This is a genomic window from Haloferax sp. Atlit-10N (genome assembly GCF_003586325.1).
Lineage (GTDB): Archaea > Halobacteriota > Halobacteria > Halobacteriales > Haloferacaceae > Haloferax > Haloferax prahovense.
On sequence record NZ_PSYX01000007.1, the window covers coordinates 46,518 to 72,464 of the forward strand.

General features: G+C 68.6%; 21 protein-coding genes. 9 read left to right on the forward strand and 12 right to left on the reverse strand.

Going from position 1 to position 25,947, the window contains the following annotated elements; translation table 11 throughout:
• Window positions 1–52: 52 nt before the first annotated feature.
• Window positions 53–1,351 (reverse strand): threonine ammonia-lyase, encoded by a 1,299-nt coding sequence (gene ilvA / locus C5B91_RS17315; protein ID WP_049968807.1) that lies wholly within the window; start codon window positions 1,349–1,351, stop codon window positions 53–55.
• A complete protein-coding gene (locus C5B91_RS17320) occupies window positions 1,348–2,655 on the reverse strand; it encodes an amidohydrolase (protein WP_049968806.1) in 1,308 nt (435 codons plus the stop codon). The genes ilvA and C5B91_RS17320 overlap by 4 nt, the downstream gene beginning before the upstream one ends.
• A 127-nt stretch (window positions 2,656–2,782) precedes the next feature.
• Between C5B91_RS17320 and C5B91_RS17325 the strand changes: the two genes are divergently transcribed.
• Both C5B91_RS17325 and C5B91_RS17330 read left to right on the forward strand, forming a co-directional pair.
• Window positions 2,783–3,751: a D-2-hydroxyacid dehydrogenase gene (locus tag C5B91_RS17325; RefSeq protein WP_049968805.1), complete on the forward strand. Its 969-nt coding sequence runs from the start codon at window positions 2,783–2,785 to the stop codon at window positions 3,749–3,751.
• Between the two features lie 6 nt (window positions 3,752–3,757).
• Window positions 3,758–6,892, forward strand: a complete 3,135-nt coding sequence (locus tag C5B91_RS17330) for an FAD-binding and (Fe-S)-binding domain-containing protein (protein WP_115820124.1) — start codon at window positions 3,758–3,760, stop codon at window positions 6,890–6,892.
• A gap of 81 nt (window positions 6,893–6,973) precedes the next feature.
• On the opposite strand, the gene gdhB is transcribed toward C5B91_RS17330, so the two are convergent.
• Window positions 6,974–8,281: a glutamate dehydrogenase GdhB gene (gene gdhB / locus C5B91_RS17335; protein ID WP_199519543.1), complete on the reverse strand. Its 1,308-nt coding sequence runs from the start codon at window positions 8,279–8,281 to the stop codon at window positions 6,974–6,976.
• A 26-nt stretch (window positions 8,282–8,307) separates the two neighbouring features.
• A complete protein-coding gene (locus C5B91_RS17340) occupies window positions 8,308–9,486 on the reverse strand; it encodes a M24 family metallopeptidase (protein WP_008097255.1) in 1,179 nt (392 codons plus the stop codon).
• Window positions 9,487–9,831: 345 nt separating this feature from the next.
• Between C5B91_RS17340 and C5B91_RS17345 the strand changes: the two genes are divergently transcribed.
• Both C5B91_RS17345 and C5B91_RS17350 read left to right on the forward strand, forming a co-directional pair.
• Window positions 9,832–10,854 (forward strand): LLM class flavin-dependent oxidoreductase, encoded by a 1,023-nt coding sequence (locus tag C5B91_RS17345; RefSeq protein WP_008097253.1) that lies wholly within the window; start codon window positions 9,832–9,834, stop codon window positions 10,852–10,854.
• 66 nt (window positions 10,855–10,920) lie between these two features.
• On the forward strand, window positions 10,921–11,277 hold the full coding sequence (locus C5B91_RS17350) for a hypothetical protein (protein ID WP_008097251.1): 357 nt from the start codon (window positions 10,921–10,923) through the stop codon (window positions 11,275–11,277).
• A gap of 33 nt (window positions 11,278–11,310) precedes the next feature.
• Here C5B91_RS17350 and C5B91_RS17355 read toward each other — a convergent pair whose 3' ends face one another.
• From C5B91_RS17355 to C5B91_RS17375, 5 genes are all read right to left on the reverse strand, one after another.
• Window positions 11,311–13,209, reverse strand: a complete 1,899-nt coding sequence (locus C5B91_RS17355) for a hypothetical protein (RefSeq protein ID WP_115820123.1) — start codon at window positions 13,207–13,209, stop codon at window positions 11,311–11,313.
• Window positions 13,210–13,216: 7 nt separating this feature from the next.
• A complete protein-coding gene (locus C5B91_RS17360; protein WP_115820122.1) occupies window positions 13,217–14,053 on the reverse strand; it encodes a signal peptidase I in 837 nt (278 codons plus the stop codon).
• A 3-nt stretch (window positions 14,054–14,056) separates the two neighbouring features.
• Window positions 14,057–15,553: a TasA family protein gene (locus tag C5B91_RS17365; protein ID WP_115820121.1), complete on the reverse strand. Its 1,497-nt coding sequence runs from the start codon at window positions 15,551–15,553 to the stop codon at window positions 14,057–14,059.
• A gap of 104 nt (window positions 15,554–15,657) precedes the next feature.
• On the reverse strand, window positions 15,658–16,281 hold the full coding sequence (locus C5B91_RS17370; RefSeq protein WP_049913744.1) for a TasA family protein: 624 nt from the start codon (window positions 16,279–16,281) through the stop codon (window positions 15,658–15,660).
• A gap of 202 nt (window positions 16,282–16,483) precedes the next feature.
• Entirely contained in the window at window positions 16,484–18,469 is a 1,986-nt protein-coding gene (locus C5B91_RS17375; protein ID WP_115820120.1) for a helix-turn-helix domain-containing protein, read from the reverse strand.
• A gap of 200 nt (window positions 18,470–18,669) precedes the next feature.
• Here C5B91_RS17375 and C5B91_RS17380 point away from each other — a divergent pair, with 200 nt between their 5' ends.
• From C5B91_RS17380 to C5B91_RS17390, 3 genes are read left to right on the forward strand one after another with little or no spacing between them, the layout of a single operon-like run.
• Window positions 18,670–20,376, forward strand: a complete 1,707-nt coding sequence (locus C5B91_RS17380) for a histidine kinase N-terminal 7TM domain-containing protein (protein ID WP_049968797.1) — start codon at window positions 18,670–18,672, stop codon at window positions 20,374–20,376.
• A gap of 58 nt (window positions 20,377–20,434) precedes the next feature.
• Window positions 20,435–20,800 (forward strand): phosphatidate cytidylyltransferase, encoded by a 366-nt coding sequence (locus C5B91_RS17385; protein ID WP_181950719.1) that lies wholly within the window; start codon window positions 20,435–20,437, stop codon window positions 20,798–20,800.
• Window positions 20,797–21,195 carry a hypothetical protein gene (locus C5B91_RS17390; protein WP_049968796.1) on the forward strand — a complete coding sequence of 133 codons (399 nt, stop codon included), beginning with the start codon at window positions 20,797–20,799 and terminating at the stop codon, window positions 21,193–21,195. The genes C5B91_RS17385 and C5B91_RS17390 overlap by 4 nt, the downstream gene beginning before the upstream one ends.
• 259 nt (window positions 21,196–21,454) lie before the next feature.
• On the opposite strand, the gene C5B91_RS17395 is transcribed toward C5B91_RS17390, so the two are convergent.
• Complete coding sequence (locus tag C5B91_RS17395) at window positions 21,455–22,429, reverse strand: DMT family transporter (RefSeq protein ID WP_008097238.1); 975 nt, start codon at window positions 22,427–22,429, stop codon at window positions 21,455–21,457.
• A 196-nt stretch (window positions 22,430–22,625) separates the two neighbouring features.
• On the opposite strand from C5B91_RS17395, the gene C5B91_RS17400 reads away from it, so the two are divergent.
• Together C5B91_RS17400 and C5B91_RS17405 are read left to right on the forward strand one after the other, a co-directional pair.
• Window positions 22,626–23,414: a winged helix-turn-helix domain-containing protein gene (locus C5B91_RS17400; RefSeq protein ID WP_008097237.1), complete on the forward strand. Its 789-nt coding sequence runs from the start codon at window positions 22,626–22,628 to the stop codon at window positions 23,412–23,414.
• A gap of 250 nt (window positions 23,415–23,664) precedes the next feature.
• Window positions 23,665–24,666: a PQQ-binding-like beta-propeller repeat protein gene (locus tag C5B91_RS17405; protein ID WP_115820119.1), complete on the forward strand. Its 1,002-nt coding sequence runs from the start codon at window positions 23,665–23,667 to the stop codon at window positions 24,664–24,666.
• 113 nt (window positions 24,667–24,779) lie between these two features.
• On the opposite strand, the gene C5B91_RS22515 is transcribed toward C5B91_RS17405, so the two are convergent.
• Complete coding sequence (locus C5B91_RS22515; protein ID WP_004971617.1) at window positions 24,780–24,941, reverse strand: hypothetical protein; 162 nt, start codon at window positions 24,939–24,941, stop codon at window positions 24,780–24,782.
• Window positions 24,942–25,061: 120 nt separating this feature from the next.
• On the reverse strand, window positions 25,062–25,679 hold the full coding sequence (locus tag C5B91_RS17410; protein ID WP_004971616.1) for a class I SAM-dependent methyltransferase: 618 nt from the start codon (window positions 25,677–25,679) through the stop codon (window positions 25,062–25,064).
• Window positions 25,680–25,947: the final 268 nt, after the last annotated feature.

Here is a 25,947-nt window from a genome sequence, read left to right on the forward strand (position 1 = left end):
GCGTGAGAAAAAACGGACCCGAGACGCGGTCTGTCCCGTTTTTCCGGACTACTCAGGCCGAGTCAGCAGACTCGCCGACGCACCTGTCCAGCGAGTGCGAAGCGACTTCGACGCCGTCGACCGCGGCCAGCGAGCCGAGCGCGTCCGCGAGGTGGTCCGGACCGCTCCCGTCGAGGCGAACCTCGACCGGAACCCGATTCGGTTCGTCGGCGGCGGTTCGGGCGGCGCGCTCGACGCTATCGAGTTCGGCCCCGGACGCGGCGACGGCCTCGGAGAGGTCGCCGAGAACCGCCGGCCAGTCGTCGAGTTCGAGTCGCGCTTCGGCGGCGCGTCCGAGCGCCTCCATCCCGACGCGAGTCAGTTCGGCGTGTTCGGAGAGGCCGACGTTGCCGCCGGAGACGACGGCCGCGACGTGCTCGCCCTCGACGTCGACCGCGCCCGATAGCAGCGCTGCGACCGGGGCCGCACCGGCCGGTTCGGCGACGGTCTTCGCCCGCTCGGCGAGGACCGTGGTGGCGACCGCGAGGTCCGTGTCGTCGACCGAGACCACGTCGTCGACGCGGTCGCGGACGACCGCGAAGGTCCGCTCTAACAGCCGCGCGTCGGCGATGCCCTCGGCGACGGTATCGACCTCCGAGAGCATGCGAATCTCGTCGGCCTCGAGCGAGGGCTTGGCGTGGGCCGCGCCCTCGGGTTGGACGCCGACGACGCGCACGTCGGGGTTCCGCGCCTTCAGCGCGGTGGCGATACCGGAGATGAAGCCGCCGCCGCCGATGGAGACGAGAACCGTATCCACGTCGGGCGCGTCAGCCGCGAGTTCCCGTCCGACGGTCCCCTGTCCGGCGATGACGGCCGCGTCGTCGAAGGGGTGGACGAACTCCAGTCCCTCGTCGTCGGCGAGTCGCAGAGCGTGTTCGTACGACTCCTCGTACAGGTCGCCCTCGACGACGACCTCCGCGCCGTAACCGCGGGTGGCGTCGATTTTCACCGCCGGCGTGATTTCGGGGACGACGATGGTCGTGTCGATGTCGAGCAGGTCGCCGGCGAGCGCGACGCCCTGCGCGTGGTTGCCGGCGCTGGAGGCGACGACGCCCCGTTCTCGCACCGACTCGGGGAGCTGCGCCATCGCGTTGTACGCGCCGCGAATCTTGAACGACCCCGTCCGCTGGACGTTCTCCAGTTTGAGGTCGACCCGCTCGGCCCCGCAGCGGTCGGCTATGGTTCGCGAGCTATCGAGCGGCGTCCGGTGGACCACGCCGTCGAGTCGCTCGTGGGCGTCCGCAACGTCGTCGGCGGTGACGACTTCCGACGCCGGGGGTGCCGACTCGCCGGTGACGCGCCCGTCGCTCATCGGTTCGCTCCCGCGATTTCTGGAACCGACTCGACGCCGGCGACCGACAGAATCGACCGCGTGAGGACTTCGACGCCGGTTTCGAGGCTTCGCTCGTCCACGTCGAACGTCGCGGTGTGGTGGCTCGTCGGGTGGTCGGTGCCGACGATGGAGTAGCACGCGAGGCCGCCGTCGCGCTGGACGCGCTCCATGAGGAACGTGGCGTCCTCGCTCGCGCCGAAGTCGGCGGTCGGCACGACGCGGTCGACGCCGCGCACGCTCTCGGCGGCGTCGGCGACGGCCTCCACGAGTTCGGGGTCGCTGTCGGCCCGCGGGCTCTCGCTGACCACGTCGACCGTCGCTTCGCAGTCGTGCAGTTCGGCGGCCTTCTCGAACCGCCGGCGGAGTTCGGACTTGGCGTACTCCATGAGTTCGGTCGTCTCGCCGCGCGCCTCGGCGACGGCTTCGACCTCGTCGGCGATGACGTTGCTCGCGGTGCCGCCTTCGACCCGACCGACGTTGACGCGGGTCATCCCGTCGGAGTGCCGCGGAATCCCGTAGACGCTCTCGATGGCGGTGCCGAGCGCGTGGATGGCGTTCGCGCCGGCTTCCGGTTCCTTGCCGGCGTGGGCGGTCGTCCCCTCGATTTCCGCGTCGATGTGGCACATGGCGAGCGGCTTCTCGATACCGGCGACGACCTCCCCCGTCGGGTGGTCGAGGCCGACGTGGACCGCGAAGAAGTAGTCGATACCGGCGGCGTACTCGCTTTTCGCCATAGGCGCGCCGCCCCCCGAGATCTCCTCCGCGGGCTGGAAGAACACGACGAGCCGACCCGAAAAGTCGCTTTCCTTGACGGCTTCGAGCGTCGCCAGCCCCCACGTCATGTGGGTGTCGTGGCCGCAGGCGTGCATCGTCTCGCCCGTCTCCGAGCGGAAGCCCTCGGCGGCGGGGTCGTGGCCCGCGTCGTCCGACTCCTCGATGAACAGCCCGTCAATGTCGACCCGAAGGCCGACCGTCGGCCCCTCGCCGCGGTCGAGGACGGCGACACAACCGGTCGTCCCGCCGCGGAGCGGTTCGAGGAGGTCCGGGTCGACCCCGCTGTCGAGCGCCCGGTCGTACCACTCGTCGAGTCGGTCGTCGCTCGGAACGGCCATCCGGTCGTCGGGGTCGTAAGCGTCCGCGCCGACGGCGAGTTCGTCCACGCCGATGGCGCGCAGTTCCTCGACGAGCCGCGCGGTCGTCCGGAACTCGCACCAGCCGGGTTCGGGGTGACGGTGGAGGTCTCTGCGAAGCTCCGCTAGTCGCGCTCGAACGGCGTCGGCCATGCGTACACGTACCACTCGCCACCCACTTAAGCATAAACGGTATCCGTGGACACCGGCTACACAAAAAGACTAAGGGAACGTCACCCAATCGATGTAGCAACCGCGCCCGCGACGCGCGACTCACACCATGACCGAGACAGACATCGTCGTCCTCCGCGAGGGGACCGAGGGCCTTTCGATGGAATCGTACGCGAACGCGCTCCGCGAGCGCCTCCCGGACCGGACCGTGACGCTCGCCCGGACGCCGAAACAGGAACGCGAACTCGTCGCCGACGCCCGCGTCGTCACGGGCATCACGATAGACGAGGACCTGCTGGACCACGCCGATCGACTCGAACTGTTCGCCTGCACGTTCGCCGGGACCGACCACGTCCCGATGGACGCGCTCGCGGAACACGGCGTCGCCGTCACCAACGCCGGCGGCATCCACGCGCCCGGCATCGCCGAGCAGGCTATCGGCAACATGCTCGTGTTCGCCCGCCGCCTCCACGAGGGCTGGCGGCGCAAGGAGCGCGCCGAGTGGCGGCACTTCCAGTCCGGCGAGTTCACCGACAGCACGGTGACGATTATCGGCCTCGGCTCCATCGGGCAGGCCGTCGCCCAGCGGTTGCAGGGCTTCGAAGTCGAGACTATCGGCATCCGCTACACGCCGTCGAAGGGCGGCCCGACCGACGAGGTCGCCGGCTTCGAACCCGACGCGGTTCACGACGCGCTCTCCCGGAGCGAGTACGTCGTGGTCGCGTGTCCGCTGAACGACCTGACCCGCGGGCTCATCGACGAGGCGGAGTTCGCCACGATGCCGACCGACGCCGTGCTCGTCAACGCCGCCCGCGGCGGCATCGTCGACACCGACGCGCTCGTGTCGGCGCTGCGGTCGAACAAGATTCGCGGGGCCGCGCTCGACGTGACCGACCCCGAGCCGCTTCCCGCCGACCACCCACTGTGGGGACTGGAAAACTGCCTCATCACGCCCCACACGGGCGGCCACACGCCGAAGCACTGGGACCGCCTCGCCGACATCGTCGCCGGGAACCTCGGGCGGCTCGACGAGGGCGAGGAGCTGGAGAACCAAGTGCTGGCCGCCGAGTCGAACTGACTCCCGATGGCGACGCAGGAACGTCCGGACGACTCCAGCGACGGCCAGCGGACCGACCCGTCAGCCGACCCCGGCGACGACCCGCGCGCCGACTACGACTACGTCGGCGGCGACACCGACCGCGAGGCGCTCGTCCGCGACCTCGAACGCCTCGTCGACGGCGACGTGCGGTTCGACGAGTACACCCGACAACTGTACGCGACCGACGCCTCAGCGTACGAGGTGCTCCCCGTCGGCGTCGTCATGCCGACCTCGACCGCCGACGTGGCGGCCGTCGTAGAGTACTGCGCCGACCGCGAGATTCCCGTCCTCCCCCGCGGCGGCGGCACGAGCCTCGCCGGACAGGCCGTCAACGAGGCGGTCGTCCTCGACCTCTCGCGGCACATGGACGGGGTCCAGTCGGTGGACTCCGAGGCGGCGACGGCGACCGCGCAGGCCGGGGTTACGCTCGCGGACCTCAATAACTCCGCGGCCGACCATGGTCTCACGTTCGGCCCGGACCCCGCCGCGGGCGACCGGAGCGTCCTCGGGGGCGCTATCGGCAACAACTCCACCGGCGCGCACTCCCTGAAGTACGGCAAGACCGACTACTACGTCGAGGAGTGCGAGGTCGTCCTCGCCGACGGGAGCGTCCACCGCTTCGACGAGATGCGCGTGGACGAACTCCGGGAGAAGGCCGACCCCGAGAGCGACGCGTGGGGTTCCGACGGGCCGCAGAGTCCGCTTCTCCCCCGAATCTACGCCGAGGTCGTCCGCGTGCTCGACGAGGAACGAGCGGAGATAGACGCCCGCTACCCGGACCTCAAGCGCAACGTCTCGGGCTACAACCTCGACGCGCTGGTCGAGGAGGCCCGCGGGGAGCGCCCGCTGGCCGACGGGACCGGAACCGACCCGGACTGCGAGTCGGGGACCGTGAACCTCGCGCGCCTGCTCGCCGGGAGCGAGGGGACCCTCGCCGTCGTGACCGAGGCGACCGTCTCGCTCGAACCGCTCCCGGAGACGAAGGCCGTCGCGCTCCTCACCTACGAGGACGTGTTCGACGCCGCCGCCGACGTGGCCCCCATCCTCGACCACGACCCGGCGGCGGTCGAACTCATCGACGACGTGCTCATCGACCTCGCGCTCGACACCGCGGAGTTCCACGACGTGGCCGCGTCGCTCCCCGACGGGACCCGCGCGGCCCTGCTGGTCGAGTTCTACGCCGACTCCGACGCTGACGGCCGGCGGAAGGTCGCCGACCTGCTGACGGCTCGCGCACCCTCGGTGACGTCGGAGGCGACGCCATCTTCGGGCGTCGGCGTCGCCGACGACGCCCGCGCGTTCGACGCGCTGGAAGCCCACGACGAGGCGGCCCGCGCGGGGCTCTGGGAGATGCGCAAGGCCGCCGCGCCCATCCTGCTCTCCCGGACGACCGACGAGAAACACATCTCCTTCATCGAGGACTGCGCCGTGCCGGCCGACGAACTGCCGGGCTACGTCGAGCGGTTCCGCGAGGTCATCGACGACCACGACGCCAACACGAGTTTCTACGCCCACGCGGGGCCGGGCGTGCTGCACGTCCGCCCACTCGTCAACACGAAGACGCTCGACGGCCTCGATTCGTTCGAGACCATCGCCGACGAGGTGACGGACTTCGTCGTCGAAGCCGGCGGGTCGGTGTCGGGCGAACACGGTGACGGCCGCGCGAGGACCCAGTGGAACCGCAAACTGTACGGCGACCGCCTCTGGAACGCCTTCCGCGACCTCAAGACCGCGTTCGACCCCGACTGGCTCCTCAACCCGGGGCAGGTCTGCGGCGACGTGTCGATGACCGAGAACCTCCGGTTCGACCCCGACTACGAGTTCGACGCCGGCTTCGACCCCGAACTCGAGTGGGACACCGAAAACGGCTTTCAGGGGATGGCGGAACTCTGCCACGGCTGCGGCGGCTGTCGGGGCGACCAGTCGACCACCGGCGGCGTGATGTGTCCGACCTACCGCGCCACGGAGGAAGAGGGGCTCTCCACCCGCGGTCGCGCGAACATGCTCCGGCAGGCCATGAGCGGCGACCTCGACGCCGACGCGACGGACACTGAGTTCATGCACGAGGTGCTGGACCTCTGTGTCGGCTGTAAGGGTTGCGCCCGTGACTGCCCCAGCGAGGTCGACATGGCGAAGCTCAAAGCCGAGGTCGAACACGCCCACCACCAGTCTCACGGCGCGAGCCTCCGAGACCACCTGTTCGCCGAGGTGGACCGACTGAACGCGCTGGGCTCGCGGCTCGCCCCGCTTTCGAACTGGGCGGCGAAGATACCGGGCGCGCGGACGGTCATAGAGAAGACCGTCGGCATCGCCAGAGAGCGGTCGCTCCCGACGTTCTACCGCGAATCGCTGGAAGACTGGTTCGAGGCGCGGGGCGGCGCTCGCGTCCCCGAGGCCGAAGCCACCGACAAGGTGCTCCTGTTCCCCGACAGCTACACCAACTACAACCACCCCGACGCGGGGAAGGCCGCGGTCCGCGTCCTCGAAGCCGCCGGCGTCCACGTCTCGATTCCGGACGACGCGACCGCCACCGGCCGCCCGGCCCACTCGAAGGGCTTCCTCGACCGGTCGCGGGCGCGCGCCGAGACGAACGTCGACGCGCTCGCGCCCCGCGTCGAAGCCGGCTGGAGCGTCGTGCTCGTCGAGCCCTCGGACGCGGTCATGTTCCAGTCGGACTACCTCGACTTGCTTTCGAGCGATGCGGCTGAGACCGTCGCCGCCGAGACCTACGGCATCATGGAGTACCTCGACGCGAAGCGCCTCGTGGAAAACATCGACGCCTCAGCGTCGGCCGAGACGCTGACGTATCACGGCCACTGTCACCAGAAGGCGACGCGCAAAGACCACCACGCGGTGGGCGTCCTCCGGCGCGCCGGCTACGACGTAGACCCGCTCGATTCGGGCTGTTGCGGCATGGCCGGGAGCTTCGGCTACGAGGCCGAACACCACTCACTGTCGAAGGCCATCGGCGGCATCCTCTCGGACCAAATCGGCGAGAGCCGCGGCGACACCGTCGTCGCGCCCGGGGCGTCCTGTCGAACCCAACTCGAAGACATGGACGGCGCGGCCGACGACCCGCCGCACCCGATAGAGAAGGTCGCCGAAGCGGTCGCTGACTGAGAAGCGCGCCGAAAAAGAAACCGGGCCGCACCGCGGCCCTTGGGTCGTCGGTCGATTGGGGTTCGCTCGACGCTCAGCCGCTCAGGGCCAGAGGCCCCGCGTCTCCTTCGCGCCGCCGATGCGGGAGAGCGCGACGACGTACGCCGCGTCGCGCCACGTCAGGTCGCGTTCGTCGACGTGTTCGCGGACCGCGTTCCACGCCTTGAGCATCTCCGCTTCCAGTTCCTCGTGGACGCGGTCGAGCGACCACTGGCGGCGGTTGATGTCCTGCAGCCACTCGAAGTACGAGACGGTGACGCCACCGGCGTTGGCGAGGATGTCGGGGACGACGGGAATCCCGCGCTCTTCGAGGACGGCGTCGGCCGCGAACGTCGTCGGCCCGTTCGCGCCCTCGACGACCATGTCCGCCGAGATGGCGTCGACGTTTTCGGTCGTGATGACGTTCCCGATGGCCGCCGGGATGAGCACGTCCACGTCGAGTTCGAGCAGTTCCTCGTTCGTGAGCGACTCGGGGGCGTCGTAGCCCGACACCATGCCGGGGCGCTCGTCGTGACCCTCGACGTCCTGCGTGTCGAGGCCGTCGGGGTCGTAGATGGCCCCGTCCACGTCGGAGACGGCGACCACCTTCGCGCCCCATTCGTCGAGGAGGCGGGCGGCGTTCGCGCCGACGGAACCGAACCCTTGGACTGCGACGGTGGTGTCTTCGATGTCCCAGTCGTAGAAGTCGATGGCTTCGCGGGTGACGATGGCGACGGAGCGGCCGGGTGCCTCCTCGCGACCGTACGAGCCGCCGATGACCGGCGGCTTGCCCGTCACGACGCCGGGCGTCGTCTCGCCCTGCTGCATCGAGTAGGCGTCCATGAACCACGCCATCTCCTGCGGACCGGTTCCCATGTCGGGCGCGGGAACGTCCTTCTTCGGCCCGACGACGTTCCGAATCTCCTCGGCGAACCGTCGCGTGAGTCGCTCGCGCTCCTCGTCAGAGAGCGTCTTCGGGTCGACCGCGACGCCGCCCTTGCCGCCGCCGAACGGGAGGTCCATCACGGCGCACTTCCAAGTCATCCACATCGAGAGCCCGATGCACTCGTCGGCGGTCACTTCCGGGTGGTAGCGGAGGCCGCCCTTGTACGGCCCGCGCACGTCGTCGTGCTGCGCGCGGAAGCCAGTAAACACGTCGAGGGAGCCGTCGTCGCGGCGGAGCGGGACCGACACCTGTTGGACTCGTGTCGGGTGCTTCAGGCGCGCGACGACGCCGTCGTCGACGTCGGCGTGGCTCGCCGCGCGTTCGAGCTGCCTGCGCGCCGTCGCCAGCGCCGATTCGGGTTCGGACTCCGAGCCGCCGTCGGCGACCGCTTCGCCGTTTCGATTTTTGCCATCTTCGGTCATCATATGAGGGCTGTGACCCGGAGTCATAATTAAGTTGTGAATAGCCGGCGGGGGAAGTCGGCCAGCGGTTCCGCCCCAGTGGCCGTGACGACGAACGTCTCGCTGAGTTCGACGCCGAAGTCGTCGAACCAGAGGCCGGGGATGGTGTGGAACGTCATGTTCTCTTCGAGCACCGTCTCGTCGCCGGGGCGGAGGCTCGCGGTGTGCTCGCCCCAGTCCGGCGGGTAGCCGAGCCCCATCGAGTAGCCGATGCGGTCTTTCTTCTCGATGCCGTACTCGGCGATGGTGTCGCGCCACGCCTTCTCGACGGCCTCGCAGGTCACGCCGGGTTCGACCGCGTCGAGGGCGGCTTCCATCCCCTCGACGACGATGTCGGCCCGCCGGGACAGCTCTTCCGGGGGGTCGCCGACGAACGTCGTCCGGGCGAGCGGCGAGTGGTAGCGGTGCCGACAGCCGGAGAGTTCGATGATGACCGGGTCGCCGTCCTCGAACTCGCGGTCGGTCCACGTGAGGTGCGGCGTCCCCGTGTGGTCGCCCGAGGGCATCAGCGGGACGATAGACGGGTAGTCGCCGCCGTAGTCGTCGGTGCCCTCGATGAGCGCCGAGTAGATGGCCTCGGCGGCCTCGTACTCGGGAACGCCCTCCTCGATGACGTCGAGGCCGGCCTGCATCGCGTTCTCGGAGATGCGGGCCGCCTCGCGCATGTAGTCGAGTTCGGCGTCGGACTTCTTGATGCGCACCCGGTTCACGAGGAGCGTCGTGTCCTCGAAACTCGCCTCGGGGAGATTCTTCTGCAGGCGCGTGTAGGACTTCGCGGTGAAGTAGTAGGCGTCCATCTCGAGGCCGACGCGCGCGTCGTCGACGCCGAGGTCCTCCAGCACGGCCGCGACGAAGTCCATCGGGTGGAGGTCGTGGGGCGACTGCACGTGGTCGTCGCTGTACGGCCGGATGCTCTCCTCGCTCAGCGTGGTCGTCGCGCGCGCGCCGTTGGCGTCCATGTCGCGACCGACCCACACGGGTTCGTCGCGGTCCCGCGTGACCACGACCCCCTGATGGACGTAGAACGACCACCCGTCGTAGCCGGTGAGATAGTTCATGTTCGCGGGGTCGCTCACGAAGAGCGCGTCCAGCCCGCGTTCGGCCATCCGCTCTTTGGTCCGGGCGATGCGTCTGTCGTACTCGGCGCTGTCGAATACGGCTCTTGGCATGGGAACCTCTATCGAACCATCGGATAGGGCCCGTAAAAATTTTTTGTGGACCATGGTCACGAATTCTGTGTACGCCGACGGCTCGGGAGATGAGTATAATGGGTAGATAGTACAAGAACACAGTCCGACCCAGATAACCATATATACCCTCTATCCATATATCCCACGTAGGATGCCTTAAAATGCATAACTACTTAAATAATCTAGATTATTCGGGTTTTTCAAGATATTCAAACATATAATAAAGTACTATATAAACAATACTAATGTCCCTCCGACCCACCGAGAACAGTACGCATCTGCTGGGAGCCCAATCGTTATTCCTCGCAGTCTCGGAGGCGGGGTATGGACCTCTCTATCGTCGACCTCTCCCCGGTTCCGCGAGGCGGGACCGCGACCGACGCCTACGCGAACACCGTCGAGGCCGCCGCGCAAGCCGAGCGACTGGGTTACTCGCGCTTCTGGGTCGCCGAACACCACGGCATGGCGAGCACCCTCGCGGGAACGACCCCCGAGGTGTTGCTCGGCCACCTCGCCGCGGAGACCGACTCGATTCGGCTCGGCTCCGGCGCGGTGCTGCTCAACCACTACAGCCCGTTCAAGGTCGCAGAGCAGTTCGGCGCGCTCGACGGGCTCGCTCCCGGTCGCATCGACGCTGGGCTCGGCCGGGCGAACGGGTCGCCCGCCTCGGACCAGGCGCTCGGGACGGACCGGCACGTCGAGGACCCTGACGGCGACCACGCCGAGAAGGTCGAGGCCGTCGTCAACCACCTCTACGACGACTACCCCGACGAACACCCCTACGCCGACCTCGAAATTCCGCGAGGCAACGGCGATCCGCCAGTTCCGTGGGTGCTCGGGTCGAGTCCGTCGAGCGCGACCATCGCGGGCGAACTCGGGCTGCCCTACTGTTTCGCGGGCTTCATCAGACCGCAGTTCGCCGTCCACTCCTTCGAGGAGTACCGAGAGAGCTTCCGGGCGTCGCCACTGGCCGGCGGCATCGACGAACCCCACGGGATGGTCGCGGTGAACGCGGTCTGCGCCGAGACCGACGAGGAGGCGGCGCGGCTCCGCGCGGTGGCCGAGGCGACGTACAAGCGGATGCGTCGCGGCGAGGTCGGGACGAGACCGACTGTCGAGGAGGCGATAGACGAACTCGGCGGCGTCCCCGAACCCACGCCCGCGACGCTCGGGGCGAAAGAGTGGCCGCGAGCCATCTCCGGCAGTCCCGAGACGGTTTCGGGGCTGTTGGACCAGCTCGCCGAACGCGTCGGAGCCGACGAGATGATGATTCAGCACGTCGTCGGCGACCACGAAGACGGCCTCCGCTCGCACGAACTGCTCGCCGAGGGCGTCGGGCTCGTCTGACGCGTCAGCTTCCGCGACAGTCCGTCGGCCCGGATAATTCATATTGCGGTCCCCGAAATGGAGAGTGTGTCACGCGTACGGTATCTCCGACTCAAGGACACGCCCTTCGAGGCGCGGGAATTCTCGCTCCTCTGGCTCATCGCGCTCGCAACCTACGGCGTCGGCGACATCGTCACGACGCTCACTATCCTCTACTACGAGCGCCGGTTCGACGAGGCGAACGCCCTGCTCGTGGCGAGCACGGACGCCCTCGGCCATTGGGGGCTCGTCCTCCCGAAGCTCGCGGTCTTCTTCCTCTGTCTCGGAATCTGCGTCTACGGCGCTCGCGTGGGCGATAAGGTGCTGTACTACCTGCCGCCGGTCACGCTCTCCGTCATCGGGGCGTTCGCCACGGCGTTCAACCTCAGACTCTTCGTCGGGTGAAGGGGGGCCAGGAGAAAACGTGTCGCAACCCGCTCAGTCGGTCGCCTGTTCGAGCGTGAAGACGAACTCCACGTCGACGCTGTCGGTCTGTATCTCGTTGCCTGCCGACTCCCGAATCCGCCACTCGACGACGAGCGACAGGGATTCCCCGCCATCGAGTCGGCCGAGCGTGACGGACTCGTTCCACACGTCGGCGAAGTCGAGATACGTCGTCTCGTCGCCAAGCACGTAGGCGCTCGTCCCGTTCGCCCGCTCGACGCGAAGTCGGACGGCGAGCGCCTCGTGGAGTTCACCCTCGTCGGCTCCGCCCGTCGAATCGACCGACAGTTCAGGTCCGGAGCGGCCGTTTTCGGCGGACTCGAACGGCATCGAATCCAGCGTCAACACGCCGGGGTCGCGCCCGCGGTTGGTGAGCGTCCCCGTCGAGTTGCCCGCGGAGCCGGGCGCGACCGACTGCGTGTCGAGAAGCGAGACGCCGGCCCCGCCGGAGCCGAGTTCGAGGTCGACGCCCTCCGGGGCGCTCCCGGCGGTGTTTTCGACGGTTACGTCGAACGACGCGGTCTCCTCGGTTCGGGCGACCTCGGTCGAACCGCGGAAGAACACCGCAGTCACGGAGACGTAGCCAGTCGTGACGGCTGTCTCGCCGTCGTCGCTGGCGGCGAAGCCCGCGGTTCGGTCGCCGTCGGCGTAGGTCACGTCGGAGCCGAGCGCGTCGGCGACGTCCACGGGACTCGACCCCCGGCTGGTGACGCGTCGCTCCTCCTGCCAGCCGTCGTCCGGTGCCCACGTGTTCACCACGAGAACCACGCTGTCGACCGCGCCGGTCCACGAGAGCGATCCGGTCACGGGGCCGCTGAGCGTCCCGACCGTTCCGTCGGCGCTTCGGACCGTCGGTGGGTCGGCGGCCTCGACCGTCAGCGTCGGGTCGGGCGCGGGCGACGATGCGGCCGTGGCCGCGGTCGTCGTTTGGCTGTCGCCACCGGAGCCACCACCGCCACCACCTCCGCTGCCCGTAGAGCGCGCCGTAGTGGTCGGCTCGGGAGTGCTCGTCGGCGCGGACGTCGGCGACGGCGTTGGTGGAGCCGGTGTCGATGTCTGCGTCGGCGTCTCCGTCGACTCGGGGTCCGTCGTCGTGGCCGGCGTAGACGTCGCACTCGTGGTTGGCGTGGGCGTTGGTGTCGGCGTGTCGCCGGACTGGTTCGTCTCGTCGGACGGGGCGTCCGATGTCTGCGGAGGCGGCGTCACGGTGACCTCCGGCGGCGACGGCTCGGGGTCACCGTTACCTCGGAGGTCGGAGAGCGCGTCGTTGACGCCGCTGTCGTCGAGGAAGCGGTCGATGCTTCCGGGGGCGGCCAAGCCGGTTCCGACCAGCACGATGCCGACAACCACGAAGACGATGACTAACCGGCCGAGGACTTGAGAGAGCCGCGGCGAGAGCGTGCCGAGAAGTTTCGCCGAAAAGAGCGAGGCGAGCGACAGCGGAATCGGGAGTAGGCCCGCTCGCGACGGGCGGTACTCGACCACCAGCGCCGTCTCGGTGGGGCGGTCGCCGGCTTCGACCTCGTCGCCGACGGCGACCGGACGCTCGTCGGTTCGCGGGCCGTCGTCCTCGTCGGTCGAGATGCGCTCGACGGTCGTGGAGTCGGCGGCTGTGTCGCGCACAAACGACGACGAGCGGGGGCTCCAACGGCGAACCTCTCGGACGACCCCGTGGACGGGCAGGCCCTCGCCGGGGAGACAGAGGACGCGGTCGCCGCGTTCGAGGCGCTCGAAGTCGACCTCGTCGAAGTCGTCCGTGTCAAAGTCGGTCGCGTCGCGGTCGGCTTCCGTCTCGTCGACGAGGCGGCGGCACCGGGTCGCGTCGGCGAGAATCAGTTCGGGCGACTGCTCCGGAGTCCAGTCGAGCGCGTCCGCGTCGTCCGGGCCGCTCACGAGGGAATCACCGCCCGTCCTCGGATGCGGGCGTCTCGTCGGCCGCCGTCGCCGCCGCATCGCGGTCGGCAGGGTCGGTCACCCACTCGATATCGTCGGTCGAAGCGGAGGTGTCGGAGGCGGAAGACGAGGGAGGCGATTCGACGACTGCGACGGGGTCCGAAAGGCGGACCCCCGTCCGCTCCGGGTAGAGCGTGACGCCGCCGTCCGAGGCGCTGACGTAACCGGCGTCGATACCGGCTCCGCCGTTGGGCCGGCCGTCGCTTCCAGCGCTTTCGGCGCTCCCCCCGGGGCCGTCCTCCTCGTCGCCGTCGACCTCGACGAGCGCGTCAGTGTACAGCGAGTAGAGTTCGGTCACGACGAGGAGCGCGCCGGGGAGGATGACGAACAGGACCAAGCCGAGTTTCGACTGGGCAAACTGGGAGGCGAGTCCGAGGTACGGCACGTGGAACCAGACGCTCCCGACCACGCGGTCGGCCGCGACGGGGTCCGAGTCGACGTCCTCGTTGGCGTCGCCCTTCGTCCGGAACACCGGACTGTCGCCGCTTCGGTCCACCGCGACGACCCGGTGGGTCACGCGGTCGGTCCGCTCGTCGGTGATGGCGCTGCCGGCTTCCCGGTAGGTGATGATATCTCCCTCCGAGATGTCCGTGGGCGGAACGTCGCGGACGACCACCACGTCGCCGGCGCCGAACGTCGGCGACATGCTCCCCGAGAGGACGGTGTAACTGGCCTCGGCACCGAATACCTGCGGGGCAGCGAGCACGACGACGAGGGCGACGGCGACGAGGAGGACGACGCCGCCAAGGACGCGAGCCGCCGCGGCGAGACGGGACCAGTGCATCGGTCAGTCGTCTCCGTCGTCATCGTCGTCGTCATCATCCGCTTCATCGTCATCACTGTCTCCGTCGTCATCGTCGTCGTCGTTCTCGTTGCCGTCCTCGTCTTCACCGTCGTCGTCTTCACCGTCGTCGTCATCGCTGTCCGAGCCACCGTCACCGTCGTGACCGTGGTCGTCATCGTCGCCATCTCTGTCGTCGTGATGACTGTCGTCGCCGTCATCGTCGCCCGTCTTGACGTCGACCCGAACCACGAGGTCGTCGGGGTCGATATCTTCGTCAGCATCCCACGAGAACCGGAGCGTCCCCGTGAGCGAGAACGACCCGTCAATCTCGCGGTCGATGCGGACGTGACTCGTGCCGGTCGCGTCGACCGAGACGTCGGCGAGGGCGCTCGTCTCCCCGTCCGCGGAGAGTTCGAGGTCCGAGACCGTGACCGACGACCCGGCGGCCGAGGCGGAGACCGTGACGCCGAGCGCGACCACGTCGTCCGCGCCGACGCCCTGCGCCTTCCGCCCGTTCTTGTCCGGGTACTCGGTGCCGCCGATGGTCATCGTCACCTTGCTGCCGTCGAAGTCGACCCGGAACGACTCGGTCCGTCCCGAGGACCACGCGTGCTGCCAGTGGTCGTTCTGCTTGTGGACGCGGGTCTCGGAGCGTCCGGAGCGCTTCAGCACCGCGACTTCGTAGTTCTCCGGCTCCGAGTTACCGGGGGCGGAGCCGTCTTCGGGGTCGCCGTAGCGAGCGAGCGTCGCCCAGTCCCACCCGCCCATCGCGGCGCGGGCGTCGCCGGAACCGGACGCCGAATCGTCGTCACCGTCGCCATTGTCGTCATCGTCGTCACCGTCGTCGTCGACCTCGCAAGTGGCGTCGCCGTCGTCGTCGGCCCGCTGGTCGAGCGCGAACCGGAGGTCGACGCCCGCGACGTCCGAGGCGACCTCGTTGCCGGCGCTCGACGGGAGCCGCCACGCGATGACGAACTCGACGGACTCGCCGGGGGCGAGTTCGTAGTCGAGGTCGAACGTCTCGTCTGCGACGAACATCGAGTCGAGGGTCGCGTAGTCGGAACTGCCGCAGAGGAACGTCTTCGACCCGTCCGGGGCTTCGAGCCACGCGCGGACTTCGAGCGCCTGCGCGAGTTCGCCGTCCCCGACGCGGGGGTCGTTCTGCGACGGGGGCTCCGACTGGCCGTTCTCGTCGTCGGTGACACCGAGTACGTCGATGTCGAGAAAACCCGGGAGCGACCCGCGGTTGCGGAGCGTCACCGACGCGGTGCCGCTGTCGCCGGGCGCGAGGCCGGACTCTTCGAGGAACGTGAGTCGCTCGTCGTCGCCGTCGACCGTCAGGTCGAGCGTGCCGACGCCGAACGACGCGTCGGCGCGCTCGGTGTCGGAAAACGCCGAGTACGTGCCAACGCCCGCGGCGGCGCTCCCGGCGCTAATCGTGAAGAGGCCGCCGAGGAATCGGCGTCGAGTGAGCGTCAGCGTTGGTGTCTGTTTCGGCATCGAGTGGCGTCGGTGAGTGCGTCCGGCGGGTCGGGACGAAAGAGGTGAACTCGGTCGACTGCGACCGGGTGCGTCGTCTGCGTCGCCCGCGAACGCGAGTGTGGTTACTGGCTGTCCCGCTGGTTCAGCTCGAAGTCGAACTGGATGTCGAGGCCGTCGGCCTGGAACTCGTTGCCGGCGCTCTCCTGCATCTCCAGCGCGAAGGAGAACGTCTTGGTCTCGCCGGACGCGAGCGCGATGTCTCGGACGTTGGAGTCGTCGTCCTCGCCGGCGTTGTTGGCGACCACGTCCGCGAGGGTAGCCGACCCACCGAAGCGGTCGGCGAGCACGTCGAGGCTCCCGACTTCGAACGTCGTCACGTCGAGGACGCCCGCGAGGTCCGCCACCGAGGCGTCCGCGTCGCCGTCGTCGCCGGCCGTGGCGTCGCTGTCGTTTTCGGTCAGCGCGAGGTCGATGTCGAGGCTCCCGTCGAGCGTCCCGTCGTTTTCGAGGTCCACTTCGAAGGTGTCGGTCTCGTCGCCGGGCGCGAGGCCCGTGGCGCTGAAGCTCGCGGAACTGGCTCCGTCGGCGAGGCTCAGCGTCCCCGCCTGGAGCGTGTTCTCGGTGCTCGATTCGGTGTCGTTGAAGAGGGCGAACGTGCCCACCCCGGCTGCGGCGCTTCCCGCACCGATCGTGAGGAGTCCCCCGAGGGCGCGGCGTCGTGTGAGTTTGAATACTTTCTCTGGCATCGGTTTCTCCGTGCGGCCCACCATACACCCACTCCCTTCCGTGACGTTCTGGGTGGGGTGACCTTCAGAGATAGCTACTCGATTAGGCGGCAATAATCCGATACCACCACTATGCGGTATCCGGCAAAAACCGGGTGACGTGATAGCCTTCGTCAGGGGAGAGATGAGACGAGGACCGACCGGGCGTGTCGGCTCGACTGGATTACACGTCGCCGGGCTCGCCGTCGAACAGCTCGGCGAAGACCTTCCGCTGGGCCGCCCTGAGGTGTTGGGTGAACGTCGACCGCGAGACGCCGATGGCCTCGGCGACCTCGGCGGCGCTGCGGCGCTTCGGACGCTCGAAGTAGCCCGTTCGGTACGCGACTTCGAGCGACTCGCGCTGTCGGTCTGTGAGTCCGGCCAACACGCTGGCCCCGATATCGGACTCGACGGAGCGGTGGTTCCGCGCGGTCATGACGACGCTGTCGAACCCGGCTGCGAGCGCCTCGACGAACGGGCCGGCCGGTCGCCGCCGGGGGAGGTCGACGACGACCATCGCCTCGCCGGCGGCCACGACGACGCGCTGGAGGACGCCGCCCGCGTCGGCGATGGCCGTCCCGAAAGAGGGCGCGGCCGTGTCGAACTGCGCCCTGACAACTTCGTCCTCGGCCACCACGCCCCCGGGCGTCACGCCGTCGAGACTCGCCAACGCGTCGGTCACCGCGGCCTCGGTCGCCCCGCGAACCGTCACGAAGTAGCGCTCGCTGTCGCCGCGGGGCAACACCGTGTGGACGACGAGTTCCGCGTCCCGACCGAGGGCGTCGCCGACCGCCAGAACCCCCGCGCCGCCGTCGCGGACGCTGAGTCGGACGCGGACGACCTCGTCGGCCACGAGCGCCTCCCGGCTCTCGGCGGTGCTGAGGGCGTACCCGAGCGTCTCCGCCAGTTCTTCGAACCGCCGGCGCTCGCGGTCGTCGTCGGCACCGCCGCGGTAGACGCCGAGGACGCCGTAGTCGACGCCGCCGTATCGGAGCGAGACTGCGACCGCAGTTTCGATTCCGGCCGCGGACGCGGCCTCGACCCAGCGCCGGTCGGAATCAGCGTCGGGGCTCCCGGGGTGTGACGCTTCTGCACCGACTGTGCGAACGGTTGTTCCCCCCTCGCGGAAGGCGGTCAGGCTCGGTTCGGTCGAGTCGCGCCGCGCGGCCGCGTCGGCGTCGAGCACGCCGGCGGCCCGGAGGTACGACCCGTCGCCTTCGACCGCGAGCGGGTCGAGTCCGCCGCCCGCGGTCCGCTCGCCAACCCACGCCACGGTGGTGTCGGGGTCGCTCCCGATGTACCGGCAGAACGCCTCCGCGACCTCCACCCGCGAGGACTGTCGGACGAGAATCTCGCGAATCGCCTCCTTCGTGTCGCGCTCGCGTTCGAGTCGGCGCTGGTGGTGGACCTGCGCCGTGATGTCGCGGAGGACGCCGATACTGCCGGGCAGGCCGTCGTCGACGACGTGGTCCACGTCGAGGATGCAGTGGCGGGTCTCGCCGTCGCGGGTGCGGATGCGGATGTCGAGCGACTGCGGGGCCGACAGGTCGAGCGCGTCGCGGACGCGGACCCGGTCGTCCGGGTGGACAACCGTCTCGACGATGTCGTCGGCGAGGAGCGCCGCGCGGTCGTAGCCGGTGAGCGTCGTCGCCGCATCGTTGACGAGGACGACGCCGCCGTCGCGAGCGACGAAGATGGCGTCGCGGACGCTCTCGACGAGCGTCCGGTAGCGCGCTTCGCTCTCCGCGAGCGCGCGCTCCGTCCGGTGCTTGTCGACCGCGGTTCGGACACGCGTGGCGAGCGCTGCGGCGCTGTCGTCGACGCTCGTCTTGACGATGTAGTCGTCCGCGCCGGCCGACAGCGCGCTGCTGGCGAGCCCCTCGTTTCCGGCGCCGGTAAAGAGGAGAAACGGGAGGTCCGGTCGGTCTTCGCGGACCGCCGCCAGCAGTTCGATACCCGTTCGTCCGGGCATGTAGTAGTCGCTGACGACGCACTCCACGTCGTCGGTGAGGCGGTCGAGCGCCCCGTCGACGCTGTTGGCCGCCCGAACGTCGAAGTCGGGGGCCTCCTCGTGGAGTCGCTGTACCACGAGCGTCAGCCAGTCGCGGTTGTCGTCGACGAGGAGGACCGCGACGGGGTCCGCGCTCGTCTCGTCTGTCGTCTCGGTCACGGCGGTTCGGCCGTCCGTGGCACAGCGACTGAGATAAACTGTTCGGGTGACGAACCCGAGGGAATCGGGGAACTGGGAACCCTAGGACGGTTTACGCCGATATCGAGGCGGAATCGGCTTCCGAACAAGTACTTCTAAATACCAGAGCGGGAACAGAACACGCACCGATGGACGCGAGCGGCGGTTGGGGGCGGTGAGAGATGGGGTGGCAATACACCGTCTTCGCGCTGCCGACCCTCTTTGCGATGATTACCTCGGCGCTGCTAGGTGTCTACAGCCTTCGGCACATGCGGCTCCACGGGCGGTCGTCCGACCTCGGCGCGTTCTTCGCCGTGAACGTCGGGCTCGTCCTCTGGACCGGGTTTTCGGCACTCAAACTCCTGCAGACCGACCCGTCGCTGAAGCTGCTTTTCTACCGGTTCCTCTACTTCGGCGTCGCGCCGCTCGGCGCGCTCGCGCTCCTCTTTACGCTCCTTCACACCGACCGGATTCGCCGAGTCACGCCCGGAGTGGTCGCGGCGCTCATGGCCGTTCCGGTGGTCTTTCTGGCGCTCCTGTTCGCGAATCCCCACGACCTCGCCATCGAGGGGACGCGCCTCGTCGAGACGAACGGCGTCGTCGTCATGCGGGTCGACGTCGGCCTCGGCCACGTGGTGTTGCAGTTGCTCTACAACGCGGTGCTCTCCGTGCTGGCCGTCGCGCTCATCCTCTACGAGGCGGTTCGGCTCGGACGGCCGTACATCCCGCAGGCGGTGCTGGTGAGCGTCGGCCTCGCCGCCCCGTTCGTTTTCGTGGCCTGCACCACGTTCGGAATCCCCCCGTTCAGTAGCGACGGCGTGAACCTCGTGCCAACTTCGGCGGCCGTCACGTCGGCCGCTATCGGCGTCGCGCTCTTCCGCTACCGGTTTCTCGACCTGCCGCCCATCGCCTACACGACCGCGATGGAGGAGTCGCCCGACGGGGTGTTCGTCCTCGACGCCGACGAGCGAATCGTCCACGTCAACGACCGCGGCGCAGCGCTCTTGGAGCGCTTCGGCGCGGCCGTCGGCGACCCGCTCACGGGGGTCTCGCCGGACCTCGACCTGACGACCGAGAGCAACGACAGCGTCAGGACCACGCGAGCGGACGGCGAGACGGTGTACCTCAGCGCCCGGTCCCAGCGGCTCGATCGGGGCGACCAGACCATCGGATGGGTCATCGTCCTCCGCGACGTGACCGAGTTACACCGCCAAAAGCAGACGATTCTCTCCCAGAACGAGAAGCTCACCCTGCTCAACCAGATAATCCGCCACGACATCCGCAACGACATGGCCGTCATCCTCGGCAACGCCCAGTTGGTCGAGGAGTCGGTCGACGACGAGGTGGTTCGCGAGCGCCTCGACGCGATAATCAGGAGCGGCGAGCACGCCACCGAACTCACCGAGAACGTCCGGAACCTCATGGCCACGATGCTCGACGACGAGGAGACGAACCGGCCGACGACGCTCGCCGGGCCGCTGTGGGCCGAGGCGAGCGCGGTTCGCGACGGAACGTCCGAGGCCGCGGTCTCGCTCCCCGGCGAGCCGCCGGACGTGACCGTCGTCGCCGACGACATGCTGGGGACCGTCTTCCGCAACCTCCTCACGAACGCGGTGCGGCACAACGACGCCGACCCGGCCGAAATCGACGTGTCGGTCGAGGTCCGGGACGACGAGGCGCTCGTCCGAATCGCCGACAACGGACCGGGCATCCCCGACGACCGAAAAGAGGAGGTGTTCGGCCGCGGCGAGAAGGGCCTCGAAAGCCCCGGAACCGGTCTCGGGCTCTACCTCGTCGACACCATCGTGAGCGGCTACGGCGGCGACGTGTGGGTCGAGGACAACGACCCCCGCGGCGCGGTTTTCGTCGTCCGCCTGCGGAGGGCCTGAGAGCGGGACGACCGCACAGTCCCAACACTCAAAAGGTCAGCAGAGAGATATGAGTGGAATGCCCTCCGCCGTTCTCCACGCCGGCGTCAGCCGGTGGCGACTGGCCGTTTTCGCGGTCGTCGCCGTCGTGCTCGTCGCTCTACTGTCTCTCACCGACGAGTCGGTCAGTCCGGCGCTCGCGGCCATGGGACTGCTCACCCTCGTCTACATGGCCACGGGCGCAATCGATGCCTTCCGCGAGCATCCCGCGTTCCCCCTCGCCTCCGCAGTGTACACGACGCTGCTGTTCGCCGGCGGGTACGCCAGTGGCGCGCTGTCGAATCTCCTGTGGGGCGTCCTCGCCATCCTCTCGGCGGTCGGCGTCGTCGTCGAGGCGTACAACTACCGACACGGAGCGAGCTATCTTCGGCTCGATTTCGAATGACGAGGCTGAACGAGACCGCCGTCGCCGGGGCGATAGCCGCCGCGTCGCTCCTCGTGGGACTCGTCGTCGCCTTCGACGGCCCGGAGGTCGACCTCGCGGCCGGAGTCGTCTGGACCAGCGCGACCGGCATGGTGCTTCTGCACTTTCGCGGGAAAGTCCGCGACGCTCGGAGCGACGAGTCGCCCGAGCCGGGACCGCTCTTGCGTCTGGCCGAACTCGACTACGACCCGCGATACGACCGCTATCTCGGCGTCGCCCTGTTCGCCCTCGGCATCGCGGCGTTCGCGGCGGTCATCGTGGTCGACACGTCTGGCTCGAACGAACTGTTCCTCATCGGCGTCGGGAACTTCTGTCTGATTTCCGCGCTCGGAGCGGTCGCGCTCTCGTATCGATAACACGGACGGACGAGCGAAAACCGACGCAGTCGGCCGTTTTTGAGAACCGGGCCAGAAAGACTACTTAGGTGGCAGACAATTCTCACGTGTCCGTTCGATGCTGTCTGGTCGGCGGACCGGTGACATAACAGCACAGACAGGCGGCCCATCCCGTGCCAACGGTACTCCGACCCTGCCCCCTCGGACCGCCGCTCGATGGGTCCGCCCCTACATCTCTACCCCCTCTCAGTTCTACTTCCGCGAGTGACCCGTCCGCGACTCAGTCGCGTCCCGGAGCCCCGTGCCCGGCGAGACTGACCACGCGAGACTCGATTTTCCCGTAGACGCGCGCGACCTCGCCGAGGAGCGATTCCGTCGCGAGGACGGCGAAGCCGGTGAAGATGGTCGCGAAGCCGACGACGGTGAGCGTCGAAATCGACTCGCCGAGGAGCACCGTCCCCCCGAGCGTCGCGACGATGGGCACGGCGTAGAAGACGAGGTTGCCGCGAATCGGACCCACGTCGTCGAGGAAGCCGAAGTAGGTGAGGTAGGCCACCGCGCCGGCGAAGACGCCGACGTAGGCGAGCGCGAGGAGGGCCGTCGGCGACCACGTGGCCGCGGCGAACGACTCGCCGGAGGCGACGCTCATGCCGTGGGTGAGCGCCGCGCTGACGGGGAGCGCCCACGCCGTTCGGACGGTGCTCGAAAGCGACGTGTCGGCCCAGCGGATGAGCACGGTCCCGAGCGCTCCGCTGACCGCGCCGAGGAAGACGACGCCCTTCCAGAGCGCCTCGCCGCCGAGCAGGTTCGCGGGGTCGACGCCGACGACGAGGCCGACGCCGAGGAGGCCGATGAGCATCCCGAGCGCGCCCCGCGTGGAGAGTCGCTCGTCGGCGAGAAGCGCCATGGCGAACACGGGCGTCAGAATCGGGTTGAGGCTGAAGATAATCGACCCGACACCGCTGGAGACGTGCTCTTGTCCCACGAACAGGAGAGCGTTGGCGAGGCCGATGACGAACACGCCGGTGGCGAGGATGCCGACCACGTCGCGGACGGACCGCGGGAGCAGTTCGGCGCGCGGCCGGGTCGCGACGACGTAGCCGACGAGCAATACCGCCGCGATGTCGAATCGGAGGGCGACGAACAGGAGCGGCGGGAGGTAGTCGAGGCCCGCCTTCGCGGCGACGAACGTCCCGCCGAAGAAGAACGCCGTCAACGCGAACAGGACGAACCGCCGGCGCGTCGCCGTCACCATTCGACACCACCGACCGAGAGACCGAACGCAGAGTGAAGTGAACGCATCTTAGAGAGTCATACAACTCCCCCACGAATAGTTTGATTCAGAAATCAATTCATAGCAAGAAAAGTCCGCGGCGGACGAGGATGATTCATTCTGTGAAATTATTTCGCGCCACGAAAGAAGTATATCCGAGCGCGCACAACCCCGCCGCATGGAGTCGGCATTAGACGAAATAGCGTTTCTCGCGCTCTCGCAGAACCGCGTCGACGCGCTCAGATACCTCGCCGAGCGGCCGCACTCCCGGCGCGAGTTGGTCGAGCGGACCGGGGCGTCGCAGCCGACAATGGGTCGGGTTCTCAGCGACTTCGAAGACCGGTCGTGGCTCGTCCGCGAGGACGGCGCGTACCGGGCGACGGTGACCGGTGAACTCGTCTCGCGGGGGTTCGACGACCTCGTCGACATCCTCGACACCGACGCCAAACTCCGGCCGGTCGTCGAGTGGCTCCCGACCGACGCCATCACGTTCGACCTCGAACACCTCACCGGGGCCACGATTACCACGCCGAGTCAGGTTCGGCCGAACGCGCCCGTCAAGCGCGCGGTGTCCCTCCTGAGCGAGGCCGAAGACGTGCGCATCTTCTCCTACGCGTTCAACGAGCAGAACCTCGACATCGTCAGAGAGCGGACCGCCGCCGGCGACCAGCGGTTCGAGGGCGTCTTCTCGGCGGACGCCATCGACGCGCTCGCCCACGACTCCCAACTGCGCGAACAGCTCCGCGACCTCCTCGACGCCGACGCGGCCGCCGTCCGCATCACCGACGAGCCGATTCCGATGGCCGCGACCATCGCCGACGCGACCGTCCACCTGTTCCTCCGCGATGATAACGGCATCCTCCAAGCCTCTATCGACGTGACCGAACCTGAAGTGCTCGCGTGGGCCGACGAACTGTTCGAGCGGTACTGGGAGGCGGCGGAGCCGCTCGACCTCGACCGACTCTAAAAGCGACGCTCGCTGGGGAGCCACCGCGTCGTCGCCCCACCCACCGACCCACAATACCTATCGGCGACCTGCGAGAAGCCGACGTATGCCCTCGCCTTCGTCACCTCCATCTCGTGTTTCCTCCGATTCCGGCTCCTCGTCGCGTCGCGCGTTTCTCGCCGCCGCTGGCACCGCCCTCGCAAGTGGACTCGCCGGCTGTTCGTCGCTCCGACAGTTCCGGTCGCCCGACGGGACGGACTGGTCCGCGTCCGTGCCCGAACCGAGCGTCCTCTCCCCACCGTCGGTCACTGAGGGGGTCGTCGCCGTCATCGGCCATCGGGACGGCGACATCGACGAGGGGCGGGTCGTCGCGTTCGACCGAGAGAGCGGCGAGCGCCTGTGGGACCACGACTTCGGCCGCCCGACGGGGCTCCTCGCCGCTGGCGGGTCGGTGTACGCGGGCGAGAAACTCGGAGCGGGGCGCGGGCGAGTCCGTGCGTTCGACGCCAAAAGCGGGAGCCATCGGTGGTCTCAGACCGTCGGGAACATCGGCTCTGCGATGGCCATCGCGGGCGACACTCTCTACGCGGCGAACGGGACGCTCGCGGCGCTCGCGACCGACGACGGCGCGGTTCGGTGGGAGCAATCGGCGGTCGACGGCGTCGGCTTCACCGTCGTCATCGCTCCGCAGGACCAACTGTTCGCCGACGAGCGGGCGGTCTACTACGGCGACGACGAGGGCGTCTTCGCGATGGCGCCCGAGGACGGGAGCCTCCGGTGGGCGTGGCGACCGGACCGCTGGGACTGGGCCGACGTGGGGCCGATTCCGGCCGGCGATAGCGTCTACGCCGGTGGCGGCGGCGACATCGCCATGCTCGACGCGGCCGACGGGTCGCTCCGGTGGCGCACCTCGTTCGGGGCCGGCGCGCAGGTGGTCGGCGTCCACGAGCGGGGCTCGACGGTTCTGGTCGCTGAGGGGACGGACGAACCGCCGTCGGACACCTTCGGGACGCTGTACGAACTCGCGGTTCGGGACGGCTCGGAGCGGTACGAAGTCCGCTTCGACAGCCCGGTCGAGCGAACCGCCTCGACCGACGAGGCGTTCGTCGTCGGGACCCGCGCGGGCCGGATTCGGTGGTCTCGCGGCGCGTCGTTTTTCCACCCGTTCGAGACGACGCTCTCGGCGGACGGCTATCTCCTCGGCGCGGCCGGGACGCAGGCGTTTGCACAGACGGGCGAGGGGACGCTCTGGGCGCTCTCGCCGAGCCAGTAAGTCACGGAAGGCAACGCTGTCGCCGTCAAACACCCGTCGAAACGAGCCCCGCCGAGCGCGCGGTGCGTCGGCGTCCGAAACCACGACCGAACGATGCCCTCGCGCCCCGGCCGTCACTCGAGTTCGTCGAACGAGTCGAACTCGTCCCAGCAGGAACACGGCAGGTCGTCCAGAGAGGTGACTTCGTCCGGGAGGCTGGTGATGGGAATCCCGGAGCCGGCCTCGTCGCAGTCGCGCAGGTGAACGCTGAAGTCGTCGCTGGACATCGTGTACATGGTCAGCACGCTCAGTTCGCCGGCTTGGTTGAAACAATTTGTGAGTGCGACAAGCGAGCGAGAGGAGGCCTGTCGATGGCGCGGTATCGGCCGCTGAGACGGGACCGACGGCGACCAGTGTTAGAGAACCCGAAAGACGCGAACCGTGTCGCGCTTGCCCGGTTCGCAGAGGAGTTGCGCGAGGCCGAGGTCGGAGAACTCGTCCTTCCAGTTGCGGTGATACAGCGGGAAGTCGTCGTTGACGTAGCTCACCTCTGAGCCGGAGCGTCCGCGGGTCGGTCCGTTACCCTCGTTCTCGGCGGTTATCACGAGGTCCGACGAGACGCGGGCGATTTCCTCGAACACCCACGTGTCGTCGGGGTGGACGTGCTGGAGCGTCTCGACGGAGTAGATAACGTCGAATTTGTCGTCGGGGAAGTCGGGAAGCAGGTCCTCGATTGCGCCGGTGAGGAACGTGCCGGTGTCGACGAGTTCGGGGAAGTACTCGGCCATCACCTCGAAGGAGTCGTCGTTGATGTCGATGCCGGTGAGGTCCTCGTAGCCGCGGTCGCGCAGGTGTGCGAGGTGGCGACCGGAACTACAGCCGAGTTCGAGAACCGACGCGTCTTCCGCCGCGTAGTGCTCGAACACGGTCGCGAGCGTCTCGCTGACCTCGTTCGGGCCGATTTGGGCGTAGTACTCCGGCGAGAAGTCGCCGGAGCGCTCGGCCCACCCGCGGTGGTTGTCGTCTGCGTCCATACCCCGAGTAGCGAACGGGCGGGTAAATGTTCCGCGGAGTGCGCGCCGCCGGTACGACGTGCGGGGGAAGTTCCGAAAATCGGGTGACTCCGACTGGGGTGGGTGCGCTGGAGGGCGCGGTGAAGGCGTGCTGGAGGGCACGGGCGAAGGGCTGCGTCAGGGGGACCGAATTTGGAGGGGTGCGTCAGGGGGACCGAATTTGGAGGGGTGCGTCAGGGGGATTCGGATGTCCCGCGGGGGTGACTGGGTGCGAGTGTGCCGTGGAGGG

Bases quoted from the DNA above. Each gene is read 5' to 3' on its own strand.
- ilvA (WP_049968807.1), bottom strand. From the start codon at position 1,351: ATGAGCGACGGGCGCGTCACCGGCGAGTCGGCACCCCCGGCGTCGGAA.
- C5B91_RS17320 (WP_049968806.1), bottom strand. From the start codon at position 2,655: ATGGCCGACGCCGTTCGAGCGCGACTAGCGGAGCTTCGCAGAGACCTC.
- C5B91_RS17325 (WP_049968805.1), top strand. From the start codon at position 2,783: ATGACCGAGACAGACATCGTCGTCCTCCGCGAGGGGACCGAGGGCCTT.
- C5B91_RS17330 (WP_115820124.1), top strand. From the start codon at position 3,758: ATGGCGACGCAGGAACGTCCGGACGACTCCAGCGACGGCCAGCGGACC.
- gdhB (WP_199519543.1), bottom strand. From the start codon at position 8,281: ATGATGACCGAAGATGGCAAAAATCGAAACGGCGAAGCGGTCGCCGAC.
- C5B91_RS17340 (WP_008097255.1), bottom strand. From the start codon at position 9,486: ATGCCAAGAGCCGTATTCGACAGCGCCGAGTACGACAGACGCATCGCC.
- C5B91_RS17345 (WP_008097253.1), top strand. From the start codon at position 9,832: ATGGACCTCTCTATCGTCGACCTCTCCCCGGTTCCGCGAGGCGGGACC.
- C5B91_RS17360 (WP_115820122.1), bottom strand. From the start codon at position 14,053: ATGCACTGGTCCCGTCTCGCCGCGGCGGCTCGCGTCCTTGGCGGCGTC.
- C5B91_RS17365 (WP_115820121.1), bottom strand. From the start codon at position 15,553: ATGCCGAAACAGACACCAACGCTGACGCTCACTCGACGCCGATTCCTC.
- C5B91_RS17370 (WP_049913744.1), bottom strand. From the start codon at position 16,281: ATGCCAGAGAAAGTATTCAAACTCACACGACGCCGCGCCCTCGGGGGA.
- C5B91_RS17380 (WP_049968797.1), top strand. From the start codon at position 18,670: ATGGGGTGGCAATACACCGTCTTCGCGCTGCCGACCCTCTTTGCGATG.
- C5B91_RS17385 (WP_181950719.1), top strand. From the start codon at position 20,435: ATGCCCTCCGCCGTTCTCCACGCCGGCGTCAGCCGGTGGCGACTGGCC.
- C5B91_RS17390 (WP_049968796.1), top strand. From the start codon at position 20,797: ATGACGAGGCTGAACGAGACCGCCGTCGCCGGGGCGATAGCCGCCGCG.
- C5B91_RS17395 (WP_008097238.1), bottom strand. From the start codon at position 22,429: ATGGTGACGGCGACGCGCCGGCGGTTCGTCCTGTTCGCGTTGACGGCG.
- C5B91_RS17400 (WP_008097237.1), top strand. From the start codon at position 22,626: ATGGAGTCGGCATTAGACGAAATAGCGTTTCTCGCGCTCTCGCAGAAC.
- C5B91_RS22515 (WP_004971617.1), bottom strand. From the start codon at position 24,941: ATGTACACGATGTCCAGCGACGACTTCAGCGTTCACCTGCGCGACTGC.
- C5B91_RS17410 (WP_004971616.1), bottom strand. From the start codon at position 25,679: ATGGACGCAGACGACAACCACCGCGGGTGGGCCGAGCGCTCCGGCGAC.